The following is a 22789-nucleotide window of genomic DNA, read 5'->3' on the forward strand; positions in this document are numbered from 1 at the left end:
GGTAGCGTGGGCATGACGGTTGGAATGAAAAGAATTTGCCTGGCGGCGAGAGCGCGGTGGTCCCACCTGACCCCATGCCGAACTCAGAAGTGAAACGCCGTAGCGCCGATGGTAGTGTGGGGTCTCCCCATGCGAGAGTAGGGAACTGCCAGGCATCACATAAGGAACCCCCGGTTATGCCGGGGGTTTTTTGCTTTGGGGGGCGCGGTGGCAGAACCGAGTGCCAGGGCGGAGATGACCGGCGGCCCGGTCTCCCGGCGTTACGCGATGCTTCCTCGGTGTACCCTGTCCCTTTTTGTGCCTGCCGGCGGATAAAATACTTCCTCAACACGTACTCAGTCTCCGGTTGTCCCGATTCGCCTTCGCAGCCAGTCACGGATAAACGCGGCGATCTGTACCGGCTGGTTGAGATCCAGACACGGCAGGGCAAGCGTTAATGCGGAATCACTGGCCACGGCCAGCGTGTCGGCATCGATCAGCGTGGCGATATCACGCCCAGATTCGTGACGGTAAAGCAGGATCTTATCGATCGGTTCGTGTTTGAAGCCTTCTACCAGAATCAAATCCAGCTTTGAGCTGTCCATTCTGCTGGCCAGGAAGTGCAGATTGGGTTCCTGCTGCTCCGGTGTTTCAGTCATCAATGCCCAGCGAGTATTGCTGGCAACCAGCGTCTGGTCAGCACCGGCCTTGCGCAGTTCATAGCTGTCCTTACCCGGTTTATCGACGTCCATATCGTGGTGCGTGTGTTTGATGATACCCACCCGAATCTTCATCGCATTCAGCAATGGAATGAGCTGCTTTAGTAAGGTGGTTTTGCCTGTACCACTGTGAGCAGCAATAGCCAGAAGCGGTATATCAGTCATGGAGCGGCTCCTGCCAGCGAGCCAGATCCTCTGGCGTATTGAGATTACGAAATGATAACGGTTGATCCGCAAAAGAGACGGCTTCTGCCTCTATCTGCTGCAGAAAAAGCATCAATTTTCGATCGCCGTTACTCAGATAAGCCTTCAGTTTATCGACCTGCGAAGTGTGGATCGCCAATAATGTCGGATGCTCGCGAGACCCATCCGTGGCATAAGCGGCAAGGTGATGATTACTGAACCGCAGCAACCGGGAAACCAGGTCAAGAGGCAACGCGGGAACATCGCAGGGAACAAACACGACCCAGTCTGTTTTGGCGATGCTTAACCCGGTGAAAATACCAGCCAGCGGACCAGAAAAGTTACGGTTAATATCACCGATCACCGGATAACCGCTTTGCTGATAACGCTCCTGATGACGATTGGCGTTGATAAGCAGGGTATCGACCTGCGGCTTCAGACGCTCAAGAACGTGCTGATAGAGCGGCTTGCCCTCCAGTTCAATTAACCCCTTATCGTTTCCTCCCATGCGGGATGACTGGCCGCCAGCCAGAATCACACCTGTTATCATCGTATTGGCATCCATAATGATTTGATGCGTTATTGTCGGAAAAGTATGGCGCAAGGCCAAGCCCTTTCCCCATACTAGATAAACAGTCATTAATATTTGAGGTAGTGATAATGAAATGCCATCGTGTAAATGAATTGATTGAGCTGCTGCATCCGGCCTGGCAAAAAGAGCCGGATTTGAATTTGGTGCAATTTTTACAAAAACTTGCACAGGAAGCCGGGTTCGAGGGGGCGCTTAGTGATTTGACTGATGATATCCTTATTTATCATTTAAAATTGCGTGACGCAGATAGCGCACAGCCGATTCCTGGCTTGCAGAAAGATTATGAAGAAGATTTCAAAACCGCATTACTGCGTGCCCGTGGCGTTATCAAGGATTAGCGGCTTCACTCATAGCCCGATGCGATGGAGCTGTGCCCGTCATGCATGATTCCGTATTCAATTTTCATACTCTGTCGCCGGATGTCATCATGGATGCACTCTGGTCTGTGGATATCCGTGTCGATTCCGGCCTGACAGCGCTTAATAGTTATGAAAATCGGGTTTATCAGTTTAGTGATGAAGACCGTAAACGTTATGTGGTGAAGTTTTATCGACCACAGCGCTGGAATGCTGCTCAGATTAGCGAAGAGCATCATTTTGCGGCCGAGTTGTTCGCTGATGAAGTGCCGGTGGTGGCGCCGCTGGCCTTACAGGGCAACACGTTGCATGAGCATGATGGTTTCTGGTTTGCCGTGTTTCCAAGCGTTGGCGGGCGTCAGTATGAAATGGACAATGACGACCAACTGGAAGAGGTTGGGCGTTATTTGGGTAGAATTCATCAGACCGGTAGCCGAAATCTGTTTTCAACTCGCCCTACTGTCGGGTTGCAGGAATACCTTGATGACCCGCTGGTCACGTTAACTGACAGTCCCCTGATTTCTGACGCGCAAAAAGCGTCGTTTCTAACGGCGACAGCCCGGCTGATTGATGAAGTGAAACTGCACTGGAATACGAACTGGCAAGCCAGGCGCCTGCACGGCGACTGTCACCCTGGTAACATTCTCTGGCGTGACGGCCCATTGTTTGTCGATCTGGACGATGCGCGTAATGGCCCAGCGGTACAGGATCTCTGGATGCTGTTGCATGGAGATCGTCAGGAGCAGCGCATCCAGCTGGATATTTTGCTGGATGCCTACAGTGAGTTCGCCTCTTTTGATGAAGCGGAACTGGCATTGATTGAACCGCTACGCGCCATGCGTATGGTTCACTATCTGGCCTGGGTAGCCCGCCGTTGGCATGACCCTGCTTTTCCTCGTAGTTTTCCATGGATGCAGGAAGCTGATTTCTGGGCAAAGCAGGCCACTATTTTTACTGAACAGGTAAGGCTGTTGCAGGAACCACCGCTGCAGCTGACACCGATGTACTGACACTTATGGAGATAACGTTGATATGAAGAAAATATGGCTTGCGCTGGCTGGCATGGTGTTGGCGTTCAGTGCGTCAGCAGCTGATTTTTCCGATGGCAAACAGTATGCCACGCTGGATAAACCGGTTCCTCAATCCCCTCAGGTGCTGGAATTCTTTTCATTCTATTGCCCGCATTGTTACCAGTTCGCTCAGGTTTACCACATTCCTGACGCCATTCAGAAAGCGCTGCCGGCCGATGCCAAGTTAACCAAATATCATGTCGATTTCCTGGGGCCGTTGGGCAAAGATCTGACCCAGGCCTGGGCGGTGGCGATCGCTCTGGGTGTGGAAGATAAAGTCAGCCCGTTGATGTTTGATGCTGTTCAGAAGACCCAGACCGTGAAACAACCGCAAGACATTCGTCAGGTCTTTGTGGCTGCGGGCGTAAAAGCTGAAGATTATGACAGCGCCCTGAATAGCTTTGTGGTGAAGTCGCTGGTTGCGCAGCAGGAGAAAGCTGCTGCCGACCTGCAGCTGCGGGGTGTTCCGGCCGTGTTCGTGAACGGCAAGTACATGATAAAAAGCGATGGGCTTGATACCAGCTCTATGGACAACTACGTCAAACAATATGCTGATGTAGTGAAATTCCTGCTCTCTCAGAAATAAGCTTTCTGCTTTTTCTATGCGCCACACGCCTTACCGCGTGTGGCGTTTGTTTTTGTTGCGGCGCTAATGGTAATGTCTGGACAATTCTACTTACCGGCAAACATTTTGATTTCATATATATCCACATCAATAACAACGCCTTGATATAACTGCAATGTCAATGTTTTTCTTCTAACGCAATGATTAACAATGAATTACATATACATTCCACTTCTATCGGTATCTCTGTTAATTATCTTTCAATTTCTATGCACAAAGTTATCCACAGGTTTTTTTGCGAGGCATTGTGCAAAAAGCGTAATGAGCGAGCGTTAATATTCGTCTCTGACTGCCAGCTATGGCATCCTTAACTTCATGTCAGAAAACAACGATCGCGAAATATCATGGTTCAAATAGCAGATAATCCCCTCATTCTGGTTGACGGTTCATCGTACCTTTACCGCGCCTATCATGCCTTCCCCCCACTGACCAACAGTGCCGGCGAACCGACCGGCGCGATGTATGGTGTGCTCAACATGTTGCGCAGTTTGCTGCAGCAATACCATCCCAGTCATGTCGCGGTGGTGTTTGACGCGAAGGGTAAGACGTTTCGTGATGATTTGTTTGAGCACTACAAATCTCATCGGCCGCCGATGCCGGATGATCTGCGCGCTCAGATTGAACCGTTGCACCGCATGGTAAAAGCGATGGGATTGCCGTTGCTCTCCATTTCCGGCGTAGAAGCGGATGATGTGATTGGAACGTTGGCGCAGCAGGCGGAACGTGCGGGTAAACCTGTTCTGATCAGCACCGGCGATAAGGATATGGCGCAGTTGGTGACGCCGAATATCACGCTGATCAACACCATGAACAACACTATTTTGGGGCCGGATGAGGTATGCGCCAAATACGGTATTCCGCCGTCGCTGATCATTGATTTTCTGGCTCTGATGGGGGATTCCTCCGACAACATTCCTGGTGTGCCGGGCGTGGGTGAAAAAACCGCACAGGCATTACTGCAGGGGCTGGGGGGGCTGGATACCCTGTATGCCGATCTGGATAAAATTGCCGGCCTGACCTTCAGGGGCGCCAAAACCATGGCTGCCAAGCTGGAACAGAATAAAGAGGTGGCTTACCTTTCCTACCAGTTGGCTACGATCAAAACGGATGTTGAACTGGAGCAGGGGTGTGAACAACTGACGGTGAATGAGCCGGATGTGGCGGAACTGCGCGAACTGTTCACCCGTTATGAGTTCAAACGCTGGCTGGTGGATGTGGAAGCCGGGCAGTGGTTGCAAGGCGGCAACAAAAAGAATCCACCGGCCGTGCCATTCGTCAAGGCGACGGTGGAGGACGAGCCGAAAGAAGCGGCCAGCGTGCTGTCTCAGGACGGTTATGTCACCATTCTGGATGAACAGACATTTCAGGACTGGATTACACGAATCAAAGCCGCTGGTCTGTTCTCATTCGATACTGAAACCGATGGTCTTGATACCCTTACAGCTAATCTGGTTGGGATTTCACTGGCGATCAAGCCGGGTGAGGCGGCTTACCTGCCATTAGGTCATGATGATTTGAATGGTGAGTACGCAAAAGAAGCCCCCCCGAGCGGAATTGCACAGAGGGTATACTCCTGCAACGTCTATAACAGTACTGTATCGCCAGCGATGAGTGCACCGAGTACGCAGACGGAGGAGACACTTCCGAACGGAATTGCACAGAGAATATACTCCTGCAACGTTTACAACAGTACTGTATCGCCTGCGATGAGCGCACCGAACACATGCACTGAAAATGTACCTGAACAACTGGACCTCGATTGGGTGCTGGCGCAACTGAAACCGCTGCTGGAAGATGACAGCATTCGCAAGATTGGGCAAAACCTGAAATTCGATAAAGGCGTGATGGCTCGTTACGGTATCGATCTGCGCGGCATTGCTTTCGATACCATGCTGGAATCCTATGTGATTGACAGTGTGGCTGGACGCCATGACATGGACAGCCTGTCAGAGCGTTATTTGCAGCATAAGACCATTACGTTCGAAGAGATTGCCGGTAAGGGCAAAAAACAGCTGACGTTCAATCAGATTCCACTGGAGCAGGCATCTGTCTACGCGGCTGAAGATGCCGATGTGACGCTGCGTTTGCATGAGACGTTATGGGCGAAACTGGAGCCGCAGCAGGAACTGCGCAAGGTGTTCCTGAATATCGATATGCCGCTGGTGCCGGTGTTGTCGCGCATGGAGCGCACCGGGGTGCTGATCGATACCGCTATTCTGGCGGAGCATTCGCGGGAGCTGACACAACGTCTGGCGGAGTTGGAAGTGCAGGCGCATGAACTGGCGGGGGAAGTCTTCAATTTGTCTTCCACCAAACAGTTAGGGACCATTCTGTACGAAAAACAGCAGTTGCCGGTTATCAAGAAAACCCCGAAGGGCGCGCCTTCCACCAATGAAGAAGTGCTGGCCGAACTGGCGCTGAATTATCCGCTGCCGAAGTTGATTCTGGAGTATCGCGGACTGGCGAAACTGAAATCCACTTACACGGATAAATTGCCGCAGATGATCAATCCGCTGACCAAGCGGGTGCACACCTCTTACCATCAGGCGGTAACGGCAACCGGGCGTCTTTCCTCCAGCGACCCCAATCTGCAGAACATTCCGGTGCGTAATGAAGAAGGGCGGCGTATCCGTCAGGCGTTTATTGCACAGGAAGGATACTGCATTCTGGCGGCGGACTACTCGCAGATTGAATTACGCATCATGGCGCATCTGTCACGGGACGCCGGATTGCTGAGGGCGTTTTCCCAAGGTCTGGATATTCACCGCGCCACGGCTGCCGAAGTATTCGGTCTGCCGCTCGACAGGGTGACCACTGAACAGCGCCGTAGCGCCAAAGCCATCAACTTTGGTTTGATTTACGGCATGAGCGCATTTGGTTTGTCCCGCCAGTTGGCTATTCCGCGTAACGAAGCTCAAAAATATATGAACCTCTATTTTGAGCGTTACCCGGGCGTGCAGGAGTACATGGAGCGCACTCGCCAGCAGGCGGCGGATCAAGGATATGTCTCCACGCTGGATGGCCGTCGTCTCTATTTGCCGGATATTCATTCCCGCAACGCCAATAGCCGCAAGGCGGCGGAGCGGGCGGCTATTAACGCGCCGATGCAGGGCACAGCGGCGGATATCATCAAGAAAGCGATGATCGCCATTGATGCCTGGCTGCAACAGGAAAAACCGTTGGTGACGATGCTGATGCAGGTACACGATGAACTGGTGTTTGAAGTGCACCACTCCGTATTGGACGAAGCCAGCGCGAAAATACGCAATCTGATGGAAGGCTGCATGCAGCTGGACGTGCCTTTACAGGTGGATATCGGCACCGGCAGCAACTGGGATCAGGCCCATTAAGCTGTCTGGTGAAAGAAGCGGGTCTGAATGATTCTGGGTGTTATGCGGATTTTTGCCATGAATGCCATAAGAAATATCGCCTTTCTTTTTTCTGTTGGTTTTTTCAGCTGAATCCTAAGCAATCCTGTAATTAAACTACAGGATTGTGTGACCCGGTTTGAGTTTGTTTAATTCATCACCGATTTTTATGAAATTAAACAACAAAAAAACCTTTTTTCCAGAAAGGAAATGGGGTAGAGTTAAACGCGTAGGGTACAGAGGTAAGATGTTCTATCTTTCAGACCTTTTACTTCACGTAATCGGATTTGGCTGAATGTTAGCCGCCCCGGTCAGGTTTCTGACCGGGGCGTTTTTTATTGTCTGAATGGCGGATGAGCTGGATAACAAAAACCTATGTTACCGGCGGAACACTCAGCCGGTAGTCATCGGGATAGCGATTCTGTTGGGAAGGATTGGCCGGTGTATTACTGGTCGGATTCTGGCTGAGATTGCAACTCTGCTGATGGTAACGTACTAAACCAGCTATCTAATTTCTGACGTAATTTATCTACACCGGTTTTTTTCAGCGAAGAAAACGCTTCAACCTGAATATCCCCCATGAACGGCAACACTGCTTCCCGCACCATGTTCAACTGGGATTTGCGGGCACCCTGAGCCAGCTTGTCGGCTTTGGTCAGCAGTACCAGTACCGGTAAGCCGACATTAACGGCCCACTCCAGCATCTGCTGGTCCAGGTCCTTAAGCGGGTGACGGATATCCATCAGTACCACCAGCCCTTTCAGGCAGTTACGTTTTTGCAGGTATTCGCCAAGGGCACGCTGCCATTTGCGTTTCATCTCTTCCGGCACTTCGGCGTAACCATAACCAGGCAAGTCGACCAGACGTACGCCATCGGCTACTTCAAACAGGTTGATAAGCTGGGTCCGACCCGGTGTCTTACTGGTGCGGGCCAGACTTTTCTGGTTGGTCAGCGTATTGAGCGCGCTGGATTTGCCCGCGTTAGAGCGGCCGGCAAAAGCGACTTCAATACCGCTGTCGGCAGGAAGATGACGAATGTCCGGCGCGCTGGTGACGAAATGGGTCACATGGTAGTTGTATTGTTGGGTCACAGTTTGCGTCTCTGTCTGGATCACGGTTTTATGTGGCTGATTATACCTGCAACCGATAAGAAAGGCGGCGTTTATCTGTTTTTGTCGCGGTGTTACCGTCTTAACAGACTGAAAAAAATAAAACCAGCACACAGCTCTTGGAGCACTTTTTTATTGGTATGCTTTCTGCTAGATTCCGCCGCAATTCTCCTTATATCCGCTCATCTGAACCCGAGATTGACGCTATGAAACAACCATCAAAAGGGGCGGGACGCAAAGCTCCCGCACCGAAGATCAAAAGAAAAAGCCGTGAGCAGTTGGATCTGGAAGCTCGCGAACGCAAACGTCAGAAAAAGCACCGTGGTCATGTTGCGGGAAGCCGTACCCAGCCGTCCGGCGACCGCCAGCAAAACTCCGCTTCCGACAAGCTGAAAGACCCGCGCATTGGCAGCAAAAAACCGGTGTCGTTGCTGCCGGAAGGTGCGGCCGTAGCGGTGAAAGCGCCGGTGGCGGCGAAAGAGAAACCCGCTCGCCTGTCGCCGCAGGAAGAGCTGGAAATGCTGGAAAATGATCCGCGCCTTGATGAATTGCTGGACAGACTGGAGAAAGGCGAAACGCTGCCGGCCAAAGAACAGTCCTGGCTGGATGAGACGTTGGATCGTATCGATATTCTGATGGAGCAATTGGGCATCAGTCTGGATGACGACGAGGAAGACGAAGAGCAGGAAGAGGATATGCTGCAACTGCTCCGTCGCAATAATCCGAAAGACGGCTATTGATGCTGAAAGCGCTGTTTCTGCTCATAACCTTACTGGTTCTGTGTTTTTTGGGCGGTCTGTTGGTTAAACTGTGGTGCCTGTCGAAACGGAAAGACAGATTACAGCGTGCCGTATTGTCGGGGCAGCGTCGGCTGCCCCCGCGCCGTGCGGCGAGGACCGGTTACCGGAAGGAGTGAGCAGCATGCCCGAACAAACCATAGACTGGGATTTATCCCTGATCCAGAAATACAATTATTCGGGACCGCGCTACACCTCCTATCCTACCGCGCTGGAATTCAGCGACAGTTACGACAACGCCGCGTTTGCTCAGGCGGTAGCCCGTTACCCTAACCGGCCGCTGTCGCTGTACCTGCATATCCCGTTCTGTCACCGTTTGTGCTACTTCTGCGGCTGCAATAAGCTGGTGACTCGTCAGTTGCACAAGGCGGATGAGTATCTTGACCGGCTGGCGCTGGAAATCCGTCAGCGCGCGCCCTTGTTTGCCGGCCGCGTTGTCACTCAGATGCATTGGGGCGGCGGAACACCGACCTTTCTGAACAAAACACAGATTAGCCGCCTGATGGGGCTGCTGCGCCAGCATTTCCGCTTTGCCGAACAGGCCGAGATGTCGCTGGAAGTGGACCCGCGGGAAATCGAACTGGATGTGCTCGATCATTTACGTGCCGAAGGGTTCAATCGCCTCAGTATGGGGGTGCAGGACTTCAATAAAGAGGTGCAGCGCCTGGTCAATCGCGAGCAGGATGAAGCCTTTATTTTTGCGCTGATCGAGCGGGCCAAAGCGCTGGGGTTCGCCTCCACCAACATCGACCTGATCTACGGTTTGCCAAAACAGACGCCGGACAGCTTTGCCTTTACCCTGCAGCGGGTGGCGGAGCTGCGGCCGGACCGCCTTAGCGTATTCAACTATGCGCATTTACCCAGTCTGTTTGCCGCCCAGCGCAAGATAAAAGAGGCCGATCTGCCGGATGCGGAGCAAAAGCTGGCGATCTTGCAGCAGACCATTCAAAGCCTGACTGCGGCGGGCTATCAGTTCATCGGGATGGATCATTTCGCCCGGCCGGATGACGAGCTGGCGGTGGCGCAACGCGAAGGAAAACTGCATCGCAATTTCCAGGGGTACACCACCCAGGGCGATACCGATTTATTGGGGCTGGGGGTATCCGCCATCAGCATGATTGGCGACAGCTACGCCCAGAACCAGAAAGAACTGAAGCTGTACTACGCTGACGTCGAACAGCATGGTCACGCATTGTGGCGCGGTTTAGCCCTGACCCGTGATGATTGTCTGCGCCGTGACGTAATCAAGGCGCTGATCTGTCATTTTCAACTGGAGTTCACCGCGATTGAGCGGGCGTATGATCTGTCGTTTGGCGAATATTTCCGCGAGGACCTGGCGTTGCTGGCGCCGATGGCGCAGGACGGGCTGGTGGATATTCTGCCGGATCGTATTCAGGTGACGCCCAAAGGGCGTCTGTTGATCCGCAATATCTGCATGTGTTTTGACGTGTATCTGCGCAGCAAGATGCGTGAACGTCAGTTCTCTCGGGTTATCTGAGCCGATCTGGAATGATAAAAGAAAACAGCCAGTCGATATGACTGGCTGTTTTCCTGTTTCTTGTCAGCAATGATTTAGCTGAAGAAATTGATCAGTGCCGCGCACAACACGGCTGCAATCGCAGTTTGCGATGAGTGACCCACCGCACTGCTGATTTCAGCGCCGTGCGTCACGGCAGAAAAAATGGATTCCAGCATGGTTACCCTCTCCAGTCAGCGACACGATCATACTGCTGGCGCGGCGCAAGTAAAGTACAAAATATACTCGTTATTCTTCAAGTTGCAGGTGCGTTGGCTTTCTTACCCGGCCCATAAATGGGTCTTATTCCTGCGGGGCCGCAGCGCGCTGTGTTCAGCGCGTGAGCGTGTTGAATTATTTTGGGTATAGTGGCGAATTTGTACGTCATATTGTACTTTTTATCGCCACTATCAGGCGATGGCCGGCGACGGATAAAAACGGCAAATCGCCGTTACTCCATGCCCAGTTCCTTGAGTTTGCGCGTCAGGGTATTTCTCCCCCAGCCGAGCAGCCTTGCCGCTTCCTGTTTGTGCCCCTGCGTGTGGCGCAATGCCGTTGTCAGCAGCGTGCGTTCCATTTCCGGTTGCGCCTCGGCCAGCAGGTTTTGATGACCGGAACGCAGCGCCCGATCGGCCCATTGCGCCAGCAGCGTAGCCCAGCTGTCGGGCATGACATGCACGGTGGCGTCCGGCGCGGTGGTTTCAAACAGTTCCGGCGGCAGATCCTGAATCAGGACTTCCTGTCCGGCGGCCATTACGGTCAGCCAGCGGCAGGTATTTTCCAGCTGACGCACGTTGCCCGGCCAGGGCAGACGGGTGAGCGCCGCTTCGGTTTCCGGATGCAGATTTTTCGGCTCCACACCCAGCTCCCTGGCGGTCGCCTGCAGGAAGTAGCGCGCCAGACGCGGAATATCTTCCCGGCGCTCGCGCAGCGGCGGCAAATGGACGCGAATTACGTTCAGACGGTGGAACAGGTCTTCGCGGAATTTGCCTTCCTGAACCCGTAATTCCAGATTCTGATGAGTGGCGGCGATGATACGCACGTCCACCTTCACTGCCGCATAGCCGCCGACGCGATAGAACTGACCATCGGCCAGCACGCGCAGCAGGCGGGTTTGCACATCCAGCGGCATATCGCCGATTTCATCGAGAAACAGCGTGCCGCCGTCAGCCTGTTCGAAACGGCCTTGCCGAATCTGATTGGCGCCGGTAAATGCGCCTTTCTCATGGCCGAACAATTCCGATTCGATCAGATCCTTGGGAATGGCCGCCATGTTCAGCGCGATAAACGGCGCTTTGGCGCGTGGACTATGGCGGTGTAGCGCATGAGCGACCAGTTCTTTACCGGTGCCGGATTCGCCATTGATCAGCACGCTGATCGATGAACGGGAAAGCCGGCCGATAATCCTGAACACGTCCTGCATGGCCGGCGCTTCGCCGATGATGTCGGTGGTCGGCCCGCTAATCGGCTGACTGCGCACCGGTTGTTGCTGTTCCATGTAATGGCTGATGGCGCGCTCAACCAGCGCCACCGCTTCGTCGATATCAAACGGCTTGGGCAGATAATCGAACGCCCCTTGTTGATAGGCGCTGACCGCTGCGTCCAAATCGGAATGGGCAGTCATGATGATGACCGGCAGCATCGGGTGGCGCTGTTTAATCTGTTGCAGCAACGCCAATCCGTCCATGCCGGGCATGCGGATATCCGACAGCAGTACATCCGGTGTTTGGGTGGTCAGCGCATTTAACGCCTGAGTGCCGTTGTCAAAGGTTGCGCAGGTTAAGCCCGCCCCGGTAAGCGCACGTTCAAGCACCCAACGGATGGAGCTATCGTCATCGACAATCCAGACTATCCCTCGTTGCATCGTGAACCTCACTGGCGAATGGGCAGATAAACCGAGAATTCGGTATGACCTGGCCAACTGTTAAATTCAATTTTTCCGGAATGTTGATCGATAAGGTTGCGGGCAATCGACAAGCCCAGCCCGGTGCCGCCTTCGCGGCCGCTCACCATGGGATAGAACAGCGTATCCTGCAGATGAGCAGGCACGCCGGGACCATCGTCTTCAATATCGATACGGGCGACCAGACGGTAACGCACGCCATGCAGCGTCAACTGAAACGCGGTGCGGGTGCGGATGGTGATGGTGCCGCCTTCTTCCCCCAGCGCCTGCATGGCATTGCGGGTAATGTTCAGCAGTACCTGTTCTATCTGGTCCGGGTCGTGCATCAGTTCCGGCAAGCTGGGGTCGTAGTCACGCACCAGCGTCACGTTGTCCGCTTTTTCCATCGATACCAACTGGAATACCCGTTCGGCCACCTGATGAATGCTTTGCGTGACGTGCAGGCCGGGCTGTTGCGGGCCAAGTAGACGGTCAACCAGATTACGCAGGCGATCGGCCTGTTCGATAATGACCTTGGTGTATTCCATCAGCGCCGGGTCCGGCAGCGCTTTGGACAGTAACTGCGCCGCGCCGCGCAAACCGCCGAGCGGGTTCTTGATTTCATGCGCCAGACCGCGCACCAGGTCGCGCGCTGCTTGTTGCTGGGCGTGTTGCAGTTGTTCCTGGCTGAGACGGCGCTGGTTGTCCATCGGCGCCATTTCCAGCAGGATAAAATCGTGCTGAATGCGCTGTGCCGTCAGCGACATGATATGCGCCCGGCCATCCACCACGATGGTGACTTCGTTATCGGTAAAGCCTTGCCCTGAGTCGAGACTTTCCCGCATCAGGTCGAGATTCAACGAAAAGTAACCGAGCAGCTCCGGCAGTGGCGTTCCAGACAGTTTGCGTGAGCTTTGGGCCAGAAGTTGTTGCGCCGCTGGGTTGGAGTAGTGAATAGCCAGATCTTTATCAAGCAATAAGATGCTGTTTATTAAAGAATTTAGGATCTGCCCAGCATCGGGCAGCGTGCCTGTTGCCATAACGCAGACTCCCGCACCATTTTAGTGCACACTATTCTGGATTGTAGTTTAAGTAGCAACTGTAAGATGTCTTGTGGAGAAAAAAGCCCATCCGAAGATGGGCTGAAAAGTTTCCACGGCAACAAAAATAAACATAAACAGAAAACGGTTATCGGACGGCAATGTGAACATCATTTTCTTCGTCCTGCCGTCCAAGCGCAGGTATTACACGCTGTAGTACAGTTCGAACTCAACCGGGTGCGGCGTCATGCGAACACGGTCGTTTTCAGCGATACGCAGTTCGATGTAAGCATCGATCGCGTCGTCGGTGAATACGCCGCCACGGGTCAGGAACTCGCGGTCTGCATTCAGGGCATTCAGCGCTTCTTCCAGAGAGCCGGCTACGGTCGGGATCTCTTTCGCTTCTTCCGGCGGCAGATCGTACAGGTTCTTGTCCATGGCATCGCCCGGGTGAATCTTGTTGATGATGCCGTCCAGGCCGGCCATCAGCAGTGCGGCGAAGCACAGGTACGGGTTGGCGGCCGGGTCCGGGAAGCGCACTTCGATACGGCGTGCTTTCGGGCTGGACACCACCGGGATACGGATAGACGCCGAGCGGTTACGGGCAGAGTAGGCCAGCATAACCGGCGCTTCGTAACCCGGAACCAGACGCTTGTAGGAGTTGGTGGTCGGGTTGGACAGCGCGTTGATGGCTTTAGCGTGTTTGATCACACCGCCGATGTAGTACAGCGCGGTTTCGGACAGGCCGCCGTATTTGTCGCCGGAGAACAGGTTGGCGCCGTCTTTGGCCAGAGACATGTGGCAGTGCATACCGGAACCGTTATCGCCGAACATCGGTTTCGGCATGAAGGTTGCGGTTTTGCCGAAGGCGTGCGCCACGTTGTGCACGACATATTTGTAGATCTGGATTTCGTCGGCTTTCTTGGTCATGGTGTTGAAGCGGGTTGCCACTTCGTTCTGACCAGCGGTTGCCACTTCGTGGTGATGAGCTTCAACCACCAGACCCATCTGCTCCATGGTCAGACACATGGCGGAGCGCAGATCCTGCGCAGAATCTACCGGCGGAACCGGGAAGTAACCGCCTTTTACTGCCGGACGGTGGCCTTTGTTGCCGCCTTCGTATTTGGTGCTGGAGTTCCAGGCGCCTTCGATGTCGTCGATAGCAACATGAGAACCGGAGATGCTGCTGCCGAAACGAACGTCGTCAAACAGGAAGAATTCCGGCTCAGGCCCGAACAGTACGGTGTCGGCGATGCCGGAAGAACGCAGGAAGTCTTCTGCGCGCTTGGCGATGGAGCGCGGGTCGCGGTCGTAGCCCTGCATGGTGCCCGGTTCCAGAATGTCACAACGGATGATCAGGGTCGGTTCTTCGAAGAACGGATCCAGAACCGCAGTAGTCGCGTCCGGCATTAACACCATGTCGGATTCGTTGATGCCTTTCCAGCCGCCAATCGAGGAACCATCAAACATTTTGCCGTCTTCGAAGAAGTCAGCATCAACCTGGTGGGCCGGAATGGTGACGTGCTGTTCTTTACCTTTGGTGTCCGTGAAGCGAAGGTCAACAAACTTCACCTCATGTTCATTCAGCATCGTCAAAACGTGTTCTACTGACATACTTGGTTCTCCCGATTGTGTCATTTATCGTCGTGGAACGAATATCGTTGTGGAATGATGTTGTTACCGTACAGGGGTTATAGCTAAAACTGTGCCAACTTTTATGAATAGTTCTAACAGGCATTCCTGCTGGTTTTTTGTGTCCTCCTCCACTGCACCAAGATAGTTAACCGCACTAATATGGTGCACCATTTTGGTGTTATTGCACCCAATTGGTGCCTTGTCATTTAAGGAGTGCTGCTTTATTGCACCGTGAAAGGGATCACAGACCCGTAATTCGCAGGTTGTTTGTAGAAGATGATTGTGATCTTGTTCAGTCGCTCGATTAATACGTGTACAATAGCGCGCTATTTCTAAAATGCCTGAGGCAAAGCTGTGATCGAAAATTTGCGTAACATCGCTATTATTGCGCACGTTGACCATGGAAAAACTACCCTGGTTGACAAGCTGCTGCAACAGTCCGGTACGTTGGGTGAGCGTAACGAAGCCACCGAACGTGTTATGGACTCCAATGATTTGGAAAAAGAGCGCGGAATTACCATCCTCGCCAAAAACACCGCCATCAACTGGAACGACTACCGCATCAATATCGTGGATACCCCGGGACACGCCGATTTCGGCGGCGAGGTAGAACGAGTGATGTCCATGGTGGACTCTGTACTGCTGCTGGTAGACGCGATGGACGGTCCGATGCCGCAGACGCGTTTCGTGACCCAAAAAGCTTTTGCCTATGGCCTGAAGCCGATCGTTGTCATTAATAAGGTTGACCGCCCCGGCGCGCGTCCTGACTGGGTTGTCGATCAGGTCTTCGACCTGTTTGTGAACCTGGGCGCCACCGATGAGCAGCTGGACTTCCCGATCGTTTATGCGTCCGCGCTGAACGGCATCGCCGGTCTGGATCATAACGACATGGCGGAAGACATGACTCCGCTGTTCGAAGCCATCGTGAAGCACGTTGAAGCGCCGAACGTTGACCTTAACGGTCCGTTCCAGATGCAGATCTCCCAGCTGGACTACAACAACTATGTTGGCGTTATCGGCATCGGCCGCATCAAACGCGGCGTGGTGAAGCCGAACCAGCAGGTCAGCATCATCGACAGCGAAGGCAAAGTACGTAACGGTAAAGTAAACCAGGTGCTGGGCCATCTGGGCCTGCAGCGTATTGAAAGTACACTGGCTGAAGCTGGCGACATCATCGCAATCACCGGCCTGGGCGAGCTGAACATTTCCGACACCATCTGCGATACTTCCTGCGTGGAAGCGTTGCCGGCGCTGTCGGTGGATGAGCCGACCGTTACCATGTATTTCTGCGTCAACACCTCGCCGTTCTGCGGCAAGGAAGGCAAATACGTAACGTCCCGCCAGATTCTGGACCGCCTGCGTAAAGAGCTGGTGCACAACGTGGCGCTGCGTGTAGAAGAAACGGAAGACCCGGACGCGTTCCGCGTATCCGGTCGTGGTGAACTGCACCTGTCCGTTCTGATCGAGAACATGCGTCGTGAAGGTTTCGAACTGGCGGTATCCCGTCCGAAAGTTATCTTCCGCACCATTGACGGTCGCCGTCAGGAGCCGTTCGAGCAAGTAACCGTGGATATCGAAGAGCAGCATCAAGGCTCGGTGATGGAAGCGCTGGGTCTGCGCAAAGGCGAAATGCGTGACATGATTCCGGACGGCAAAGGTCGCGTACGTCTGGATTACGTGATTCCAAGCCGTGGTCTGATCGGCTTCCGTACCGAATTCATGACCATGACCTCCGGTACCGGTCTGCTGTACTCCACGTTCAGCCACTACGATGACATTCGTCCGGGTGAAATCGGCCAGCGTCAGAACGGCGTACTGATCTCCAACGGTCAGGGTAAAGCTGTCGCCTATGCGCTGTTCAGTCTGCAGGAGCGTGGCAAGCTGTTCCTGGGCCACGGCGCTGAAGTGTATGAAGGCCAGATCATCGGTATTCATACCCGTTCCAACGACCTGACGGTTAACTGCCTGACCGGTAAGAAGCTGACCAACATGCGCGCTTCCGGTACTGACGAAGCTACCGTACTGGTGCCGCCGGTGAAAATGTCGCTGGAGCAGGCTCTGGAGTTCATCGATGACGACGAACTGGTTGAAGTTACGCCGACCTCTATCCGTCTGCGTAAACGTCACCTGACGGAAAACGATCGTCGCCGCGCCAGCCGCAGCGCCAAGGAAGAATAATTCACTGTTTTTCGGTGATATATACCCAAGCATTCGAGTTGCAGGAAGGCGGCAAGTGAGTGAATCCCGATGAGCTTACTCAGGTAAGTGATTCAGGTGAACGAGCGCAGCCAACGCACCTGCAACTTGAGACGGGTATATAAGGTGGAATACGGTATTTGACCGTGCTGCCTTGCGATAAGGCCCCATTTTGGGGCCTTTATTTTTTTCTGCGCGTCCGGTATTCGCTCCGGACCGAATCTGCACCATTTTTGACCTTATTATGATCCTGCTTATCCTCCCTATTCAGCACGGATTTTTCTCGCTACAGTGAAAACCCTGGTGGCCAATCTGGAGGACGCATGCTGTATATCTTTGATTTGGGTAATGTGGTTATAGATATTGATTTCAATCGTGTTTTGGGGGTGTGGAGCAATCTGAGCGGCGCGCCGCTGGCGACCCTGCGTGAACGTTTTGTTCTGGGACATACCTTTGAACAACATGAGCGCGGTGAAATCAGCGATGAGGAATTTGCGTCGCGCTTGAGTCATGAGCTGGGAATGACGCTCAGTTTTGAGCAGTTCTCGACCGGTTGGCAGGCAATTTTCATAGGTGTACGCAAAGATGTGATCGATATCATGCATCGTTTGCGGCAGGAAGGGCATCGCGTGGTAATACTCTCCAATACCAATCGCTTGCACTGTCAATTCTGGCCGGACGAATACCCGGAGGTTCAGCAAGCCGTGGACCGGCTTTATCTGTCGCAGGATATCGGCCAGCGTAAACCGGAGGCGACGATTTACCACCATGTTCTGCGTGAAGAAGGCGTTGACGCCCATGACGCGCTCTTTTTTGACGACAATGCCGCCAATGTGGACGCGGCGAATGCATTAGGCATCCGCTCCATTCTGGTTAGCGATCGGCAGGTCGTGCCGGATTTTTTTGCCAGCCAGGTTTTTAAGCAGGAGTCGTAAGGTCGTTATGATCGCATTAATTCAGCGGGTATCCGGCGCGAGTGTGACGGTAGAGGGCGCGGTAATCGGGGAAATCGATCACGGACTGCTGGTATTGCTGGGCATAGAGCAAGGCGATGACGAGCAGAAAGCGGCTCGTTTATGTGAAAAGGTGATCGGCTATCGGATTTTCAGCGATGACAACGGCAAGATGAATCTGAACGTTCAGCAAGCCGGCGGCAGTTTGCTGGTGGTGTCGCAGTTTACGCTGGCGGCGGATACGCAAAAGGGCATGCGCCCCAGCTTTTCCCGCGGCGCGGCGCCCGCCGAAGCCGACCGGTTGTACCAGTATTTTGTCGGCCAGTGCCGTGAGCGCGGGCTAACGACTGAAACCGGTCGTTTTGCCGCGGACATGAAAGTATCTCTGGTAAATGATGGGCCTGTAACTTTCTGGTTGCAGGTCTAAGCTGCAATTAAGCATGCGTTGAGAGGGGCGGTTATGTATTACCTGAGAGTGCCTGAAAGCGCCGAAGAGCTGGATGCTTATTACCAGTTCCGCTGGGAAATGTTGCGTAAACCGCTGCATCAGCCGCTCGGTTCCGAACGGGATGCCTATGATGCGCTGGCGCACCATCAAACCATTGTCGATGGGCACGGCAAGCTGGTCGCGGTGGGTCGTCTCTCTATTAATGCTGATAATGAAGCCTCGATCCGCTTTCTGGCGGTGCATCCCGACGTACAGCGCAAGGGCCTGGGAACGCTAATGGCGATGGCGCTGGAGTCGGTCGCGCGCCAGGAAGGGGTGAAACGAGTGGTGTGCAGCGCTCGCGAGGATGCAATGGCGTTCTTTTCCCGCCTTGGCTTTGTCAATCAGGGGGAAATCACCACGCCGATGACCACGCCGGTGCGCCACTTTTTGATGATTAAACCGGTGGCGACGCTGGATGATATTCTGCATCGCCCGGACTGGTGTGGGCAGTTGCAACAGGCGTGGTACAACCACATTCCTCTCAGCGAAAAAATGGGTGTGCGCATCAGTCAGTACACCGGGCAGAAATTTATTACCACTATGCCGGAGGCGGGGAACCAGAACCCGCATCATACTTTGTTCGCCGGCAGCATGTTCTCGCTGGCGACGCTTACCGGGTGGGGATTGATCTGGTTGCTGCTGCGTGAGCGGCAGCTGGGCGGCACCATTATTCTGGCGGATGCGCATATCCGCTACAGCACGCCGGTGACCGGTCGCCCCAGCGCGGTGGCGGATTTAGGGTCGTTGAGCGGCGATTTGGATCGGCTGGCGCGCGGGCGTAAAGCGCGGGTGCAGTTGCAGGTGGAGCTGTTTGGCAATGATAAAAAAGGCGCGGTGTTTGAAGGTGTCTACATCGTGCTGCCGCCGGATCCGAATGAATTGCTGGAACAGGGCGGTTCTGCCATTCGCTAGTCCTGAAACCGGATATGCAACAGCCACCATGACGGTGGCTGTTTGTTTTATGTTGTCCTGTGCTTAAGGCTGTGTGGCTGGCGGCGGGGTCGACGTGGCGGGTGCGCTGTCTGCCACCGTTCCCTGATGCATTGCCTGGCTGATGGCGTGTCCGGCGCTGTCAATGCCTTGCAGCGTGCCGTTGAGCGTCGGTCTAAGCGGGTTTGTTGCTTCCAGTCGGCCATTCAGGTGTAACTGCAGGTTGGTGTTGCCGGTGGGCGCGGTGGCCGGGGCAGGCCAGCCCCAGCGGGTCAGGACATCGAACGCGACGGCTTTGCCGGTCAGATCCAGCGTAAAAGTTCGAGCCGGCTGTTGTGCAATCACCGCTTTGGCTTCCAGCAAACCGCTCTGGGTGAAGGCGCTCAGGTCCGTCAGCGTGATTTGGTTGTCATTGGCGTTCAGCGCCAGCGACGGGCGGCGCACATCGACTTTGTTGAAGGTGGCGTCACTGGCGTTCAGGTTCAGCGCGCCTTGCCACACGCCCCACTGGTGGTTGCGCGCCAGCAACAGATTGCTGCCGAAGCCGTCCAGCGCGGTAAGCTGGAATGGAAACGCCGGATTGATATCGATCAGCAGGTTATGGTTGGCGCTGAATTTCCGAAGTTCCACTTCCGCCAACCAGTCGGGCAGCGTCTGCTGCCAGCGTTGACGCCAGTCCGCCGGCAGCGTGTATTCCATGCCGGCCACCACCAGTTCATCCAGCGTCAGCCGCTGGTTGCTGCGTAGCCAGTTGCCGCTGGTGCGCAGCAGTCCGCCTTCCCAACGGGTAGAGAACTGTTTGATGTTCACGCCCTGTTTCGACAAATCCAGACTGACGATCGGGTCGACCAGATGCATGTTGCCGTTGACGATATCGGTGGCGTTGAATGACAGCGAGCCGTCGTCGCTCTGCCAGTCGTTCTGTCGAAAGGTCACGTTTTGCAGGGTGACGTCCAGATCGGTGAACGCCCAGTTTTGCCCTTCGATACGGGCATCTATCAGGTCGAAGCGATTGACGGTTACCGCTGGCAGGCGAGTCACCGGTTGCCAGAAATCCGCCATCGACTGCCGGGTTTGCAACCGGACATTACTCAGCCGCAGGTTATTGACAAGCCAACTGCCGTCCTCCGCGCGGGAAGCACTGCCCGTCAGCTCGCCTCGCGCCACATCGGCGCCGAAGTTTTCCAGCGTCAGTTGCTGGTTATTAAACTGCCCTTGCACCAATACCTTGCTGGCCGGCAGGTCGTTGAGGAGCAGAGAGTGCGCGCTGAGCTGAAACGCCGCCTTTTTACCCAGTAGATAGCCGGGTTCCGGCTGCCACGGGGTAATGCCGCCCGTCACCTGTTCGCCTCTCAATCGCCAGTCGCCATCCTGCGCATGCAACGCCATGGCTTTCAGTTGCAGAACATCGGCTTCAATCGGCAGCGTAAAACCGGTCTGACCCAGATTGAGGGTGCCGCCTTCCAGCATCAGGCTGGAAAAATGGCGCGGATCGGTAATCTGGCGCACGCTGAATCCTGCGGATACGCTTTGCGCGACCAGGGTAACGTGCTGGTTTTTATGGCCGAAGCTGACGTCCAGTAATTGAATGCGTCCAGGTGAGGACCAGTCATGCGCCATCTTTCTGAATGACACCTGGTATTCGCTACGTTGATTAACCCATTGACTGATATGCCTGGCACCCCATTCAGTCTGGGCCAGTACGTACAACACCACTACAGCCAGCAGCGCCAGTAACAGCAGTGTGAGAAGAAGTTTCCCGATAAGTTTCATTGCTCAAGTCCGCGCCAGTCGCAAGGGATGATCGTGTTATGCCGTAATTATCCAGTCGTCTCAACAGGTAACTTATTACAGACAATAAATAAGGGCCGATGTTACACCATCGGCCCTTATTATCACGTAAGACGAAAAATTTCTGGAAGCGCGGCTTACTCTTTTTCGTGAGGAAAGACCAGATTCAACACAATCGCTGTGATACCGCCCGCAGCAATGCCCGACGACAGCAGCGTTTTCAGCCATTCCGGCGCGAACTGCAGAATCAGCGGCTGCTGGGAAACGCCCAGACCGACGGCCAGCGACAATGCGATGATCATGATGGCGCGGCGGTTGAGCGGCTCGCGGGACACAATACGCACCCCGGATGCGGCGATGGTGCCGAACATCACGATGGTCGCGCCGCCCAGCACCGGTTCAGGAATGTGCTGTACAAAACCGCTCACCGCCGGGAACAGGCCAAGCACGATCAGCATCAGCGCCACCACGAAACCCACATACCGACTGGCAACGCCGGTCAGCTGAATCACGCCGTTGTTCTGACCGAAGCAGGAGTTGGGGAAGGTATTGAACACCGCGGACAGGCAGGAGTTCAGGCCATTGGCCAGCACGCCGCCTTTCAGGCGCTTCATGTACAGCGGGCCGCTGACCGGCTGTTCAGACACGTCGGAGGTAGCGGTGATGTCGCCGATGGTTTCCAGCGAAGTCACCATGAACACCAGCATCAGCGGGATCAGCAGATTCCAGTCAAAGCCAAGACCGTAGTACAACGGCGTCGGCACGTTAATCAGCGCCTGGCTGGACGTACCGGCGCTTTCCGGCAGCATACCCATCAGCCAGGCGGCCAGATAACCAACGGCCATCGCGATCACCAGCGATGCTACGCGCAGGTAAGGATTGCGCTGGCGATTCAGGAGGATGATCACCACCAGCACGACGGCCGCCAGCAGCAGGTTCTTCGGCGCGCCAAAGGTATGGTTGCTCATGGCGGCAAAACCGCCGCCGATTGAGGTCAGGCCGACCTGAATCAGCGACAGGCCGATGATCATGACGACGATGCCGGAAACCAGCGGCGTGATGATACGACGCGCCAGATGCAGCACACGCGACAGCAGGATTTCCGTGCAGGAAGCGACCATCAGGGTGCCGAACAACGCCGCCATCATCGTCGGTACATCCGCACCGCCGTTTTTCAGCGCCATGCCGCCCATAATCAGCGGGGTGACGAAGTTGAAGCTGGTACCCTGAATGGACAGCAGGCCGGAACCAACCGGCCCCCAGGTCTTGATTTGCAAAATGGATGCCAGGCCGGAAGCGAACAGCGACATGCTGATGATGTGCTGGGTATCCTGCGCCGGCAAGCCCAATGCCTGACAGATCAGCAGCGCCGGGGTAATCACCGCGACAAACATCGCCAACAGGTGCTGGCAGGCGGCAAACAGGGTTTGCGGTAAAGGAGGCCGGTCCTCCAGACGGTAAATCAGCTCGCTGTGTGCCGGGGTGGCGGCATCGGCCTGAGGTAGCTCAGTGGTGGAAAGACTCATGATATGGCGGCGCTCCTGAACGGCAAAAGCGC

At 54.6% G+C, this 22789-nt stretch carries 19 protein-coding genes and 1 rRNA gene; 11 read left to right on the plus strand and 9 right to left on the minus strand.

Annotated features, from left to right (window positions below; translation table 11 throughout):
• Positions 1-38: 38 nt before the first annotated feature.
• Positions 39-154, plus strand: a 5S ribosomal RNA gene (gene rrf, locus DXXMK7_RS00215).
• Positions 155-335: 181 nt separating this feature from the next.
• Here rrf and mobB read toward each other — a convergent pair.
• Together mobB and mobA are read right to left on the minus strand one after the other, a co-directional pair.
• Positions 336-863 carry a molybdopterin-guanine dinucleotide biosynthesis protein MobB gene (mobB, locus tag DXXMK7_RS00220; RefSeq protein ID WP_038917338.1) on the minus strand — a complete coding sequence of 176 codons (528 nt, stop codon included), beginning with the start codon at positions 861-863 and terminating at the stop codon, positions 336-338.
• A complete protein-coding gene (gene mobA, locus DXXMK7_RS00225; RefSeq protein WP_038664134.1) occupies positions 856-1431 on the minus strand; it encodes a molybdenum cofactor guanylyltransferase MobA in 576 nt (191 codons plus the stop codon). Before mobA ends, mobB begins: the two co-directional genes overlap by 8 nt.
• A gap of 110 nt (positions 1432-1541) precedes the next feature.
• Here mobA and DXXMK7_RS00230 point away from each other — a divergent pair, with 110 nt between their 5' ends.
• From DXXMK7_RS00230 to polA, 4 genes are all read left to right on the plus strand, one after another.
• Positions 1542-1811, plus strand: a complete 270-nt coding sequence (locus DXXMK7_RS00230) for a YihD family protein (protein WP_016942702.1) — start codon at positions 1542-1544, stop codon at positions 1809-1811.
• Positions 1812-1852: 41 nt separating this feature from the next.
• Positions 1853-2839 (plus strand): serine/threonine protein kinase, encoded by a 987-nt coding sequence (locus tag DXXMK7_RS00235; RefSeq protein WP_038917339.1) that lies wholly within the window; start codon positions 1853-1855, stop codon positions 2837-2839.
• A 22-nt stretch (positions 2840-2861) separates the two neighbouring features.
• Complete coding sequence (gene dsbA, locus DXXMK7_RS00240) at positions 2862-3485, plus strand: thiol:disulfide interchange protein DsbA (protein ID WP_038664140.1); 624 nt, start codon at positions 2862-2864, stop codon at positions 3483-3485.
• A 383-nt stretch (positions 3486-3868) separates the two neighbouring features.
• Positions 3869-6874: a DNA polymerase I gene (gene polA, locus DXXMK7_RS00245; RefSeq protein WP_038917340.1), complete on the plus strand. Its 3006-nt coding sequence runs from the start codon at positions 3869-3871 to the stop codon at positions 6872-6874.
• A gap of 464 nt (positions 6875-7338) precedes the next feature.
• Here the strand turns inward: polA and yihA are convergent, their stop codons facing one another.
• On the minus strand, positions 7339-7983 hold the full coding sequence (gene yihA / locus DXXMK7_RS00250) for a ribosome biogenesis GTP-binding protein YihA/YsxC (RefSeq protein ID WP_038917342.1): 645 nt from the start codon (positions 7981-7983) through the stop codon (positions 7339-7341).
• A gap of 224 nt (positions 7984-8207) precedes the next feature.
• Between yihA and yihI the strand changes: the two genes are divergently transcribed.
• Together yihI and hemN are read left to right on the plus strand one after the other, a co-directional pair.
• Positions 8208-8741 (plus strand): Der GTPase-activating protein YihI, encoded by a 534-nt coding sequence (yihI, locus tag DXXMK7_RS00255; RefSeq protein ID WP_038664149.1) that lies wholly within the window; start codon positions 8208-8210, stop codon positions 8739-8741.
• Between the two features lie 181 nt (positions 8742-8922).
• Positions 8923-10296, plus strand: coding sequence for an oxygen-independent coproporphyrinogen III oxidase (gene hemN / locus DXXMK7_RS00260; protein ID WP_038917343.1), 1374 nt, complete (start codon positions 8923-8925; stop codon positions 10294-10296).
• Between the two features lie 74 nt (positions 10297-10370).
• Here the strand turns inward: hemN and DXXMK7_RS22430 are convergent, their stop codons facing one another.
• The 4 genes from DXXMK7_RS22430 to glnA form a co-directional block, all read right to left on the minus strand.
• Positions 10371-10493: a YshB family small membrane protein gene (locus tag DXXMK7_RS22430; RefSeq protein WP_022635449.1), complete on the minus strand. Its 123-nt coding sequence runs from the start codon at positions 10491-10493 to the stop codon at positions 10371-10373.
• Between the two features lie 272 nt (positions 10494-10765).
• Positions 10766-12178 (minus strand): nitrogen regulation protein NR(I), encoded by a 1413-nt coding sequence (glnG, locus tag DXXMK7_RS00265; protein WP_013315733.1) that lies wholly within the window; start codon positions 12176-12178, stop codon positions 10766-10768.
• 8 nt (positions 12179-12186) lie between these two features.
• Entirely contained in the window at positions 12187-13236 is a 1050-nt protein-coding gene (glnL, locus tag DXXMK7_RS00270; RefSeq protein ID WP_033568900.1) for a nitrogen regulation protein NR(II), read from the minus strand.
• Positions 13237-13440: 204 nt separating this feature from the next.
• Positions 13441-14850, minus strand: a complete 1410-nt coding sequence (glnA, locus tag DXXMK7_RS00275; RefSeq protein ID WP_038917344.1) for a glutamate--ammonia ligase — start codon at positions 14848-14850, stop codon at positions 13441-13443.
• Positions 14851-15225: 375 nt separating this feature from the next.
• Between glnA and typA the strand changes: the two genes are divergently transcribed.
• From typA to fabY, 4 genes are all read left to right on the plus strand, one after another.
• Complete coding sequence (gene typA / locus DXXMK7_RS00280; protein ID WP_038664160.1) at positions 15226-17049, plus strand: ribosome-dependent GTPase TypA; 1824 nt, start codon at positions 15226-15228, stop codon at positions 17047-17049.
• A gap of 341 nt (positions 17050-17390) precedes the next feature.
• Complete coding sequence (yihX, locus tag DXXMK7_RS00285; protein WP_038917345.1) at positions 17391-18002, plus strand: glucose-1-phosphatase; 612 nt, start codon at positions 17391-17393, stop codon at positions 18000-18002.
• A 7-nt stretch (positions 18003-18009) separates the two neighbouring features.
• On the plus strand, positions 18010-18447 hold the full coding sequence (gene dtd / locus DXXMK7_RS00290; RefSeq protein WP_038917347.1) for a D-aminoacyl-tRNA deacylase: 438 nt from the start codon (positions 18010-18012) through the stop codon (positions 18445-18447).
• Positions 18448-18480: 33 nt separating this feature from the next.
• The gene (gene fabY / locus DXXMK7_RS00295; RefSeq protein ID WP_038917348.1) at positions 18481-19422 is read left to right on the plus strand and encodes a fatty acid biosynthesis protein FabY; all 942 of its coding nucleotides are present in this window, start codon (positions 18481-18483) and stop codon (positions 19420-19422) included.
• Positions 19423-19485: 63 nt separating this feature from the next.
• On the opposite strand, the gene DXXMK7_RS00300 is transcribed toward fabY, so the two are convergent.
• Together DXXMK7_RS00300 and DXXMK7_RS00305 are read right to left on the minus strand one after the other, a co-directional pair.
• Positions 19486-21213 carry an AsmA family protein gene (locus DXXMK7_RS00300; protein ID WP_038917349.1) on the minus strand — a complete coding sequence of 576 codons (1728 nt, stop codon included), beginning with the start codon at positions 21211-21213 and terminating at the stop codon, positions 19486-19488.
• Positions 21214-21368: 155 nt separating this feature from the next.
• Positions 21369-22757 (minus strand): NCS2 family protein, encoded by a 1389-nt coding sequence (locus DXXMK7_RS00305; RefSeq protein WP_038664174.1) that lies wholly within the window; start codon positions 22755-22757, stop codon positions 21369-21371.
• Positions 22758-22789: the final 32 nt, after the last annotated feature.

It is taken from the genome of Dickeya sp. MK7, from assembly GCF_000406305.1.
Lineage (GTDB): Bacteria > Pseudomonadota > Gammaproteobacteria > Enterobacterales > Enterobacteriaceae > Dickeya > Dickeya fangzhongdai.

What these genes read in the sequence shown, in the direction of transcription:
- dtd (WP_038917347.1), top strand. Translation starts at nt 18,010, where the DNA reads ATGATCGCATTAATTCAGCGGGTATCCGGCGCGAGTGTGACGGTAGAG.
- polA (WP_038917340.1), top strand. Translation starts at nt 3,869, where the DNA reads ATGGTTCAAATAGCAGATAATCCCCTCATTCTGGTTGACGGTTCATCG.
- DXXMK7_RS00305 (WP_038664174.1), bottom strand. Translation starts at nt 22,757, where the DNA reads ATGAGTCTTTCCACCACTGAGCTACCTCAGGCCGATGCCGCCACCCCG.
- mobA (WP_038664134.1), bottom strand. Translation starts at nt 1,431, where the DNA reads ATGATAACAGGTGTGATTCTGGCTGGCGGCCAGTCATCCCGCATGGGA.
- fabY (WP_038917348.1), top strand. Translation starts at nt 18,481, where the DNA reads ATGTATTACCTGAGAGTGCCTGAAAGCGCCGAAGAGCTGGATGCTTAT.
- yihX (WP_038917345.1), top strand. Translation starts at nt 17,391, where the DNA reads ATGCTGTATATCTTTGATTTGGGTAATGTGGTTATAGATATTGATTTC.
- glnG (WP_013315733.1), bottom strand. Translation starts at nt 12,178, where the DNA reads ATGCAACGAGGGATAGTCTGGATTGTCGATGACGATAGCTCCATCCGT.
- DXXMK7_RS00230 (WP_016942702.1), top strand. Translation starts at nt 1,542, where the DNA reads ATGAAATGCCATCGTGTAAATGAATTGATTGAGCTGCTGCATCCGGCC.
- glnA (WP_038917344.1), bottom strand. Translation starts at nt 14,850, where the DNA reads ATGTCAGTAGAACACGTTTTGACGATGCTGAATGAACATGAGGTGAAG.
- hemN (WP_038917343.1), top strand. Translation starts at nt 8,923, where the DNA reads ATGCCCGAACAAACCATAGACTGGGATTTATCCCTGATCCAGAAATAC.
- yihI (WP_038664149.1), top strand. Translation starts at nt 8,208, where the DNA reads ATGAAACAACCATCAAAAGGGGCGGGACGCAAAGCTCCCGCACCGAAG.
- DXXMK7_RS00235 (WP_038917339.1), top strand. Translation starts at nt 1,853, where the DNA reads ATGCATGATTCCGTATTCAATTTTCATACTCTGTCGCCGGATGTCATC.
- DXXMK7_RS22430 (WP_022635449.1), bottom strand. Translation starts at nt 10,493, where the DNA reads ATGCTGGAATCCATTTTTTCTGCCGTGACGCACGGCGCTGAAATCAGC.
- DXXMK7_RS00300 (WP_038917349.1), bottom strand. Translation starts at nt 21,213, where the DNA reads ATGAAACTTATCGGGAAACTTCTTCTCACACTGCTGTTACTGGCGCTG.
- dsbA (WP_038664140.1), top strand. Translation starts at nt 2,862, where the DNA reads ATGAAGAAAATATGGCTTGCGCTGGCTGGCATGGTGTTGGCGTTCAGT.
- mobB (WP_038917338.1), bottom strand. Translation starts at nt 863, where the DNA reads ATGACTGATATACCGCTTCTGGCTATTGCTGCTCACAGTGGTACAGGC.
- glnL (WP_033568900.1), bottom strand. Translation starts at nt 13,236, where the DNA reads ATGGCAACAGGCACGCTGCCCGATGCTGGGCAGATCCTAAATTCTTTA.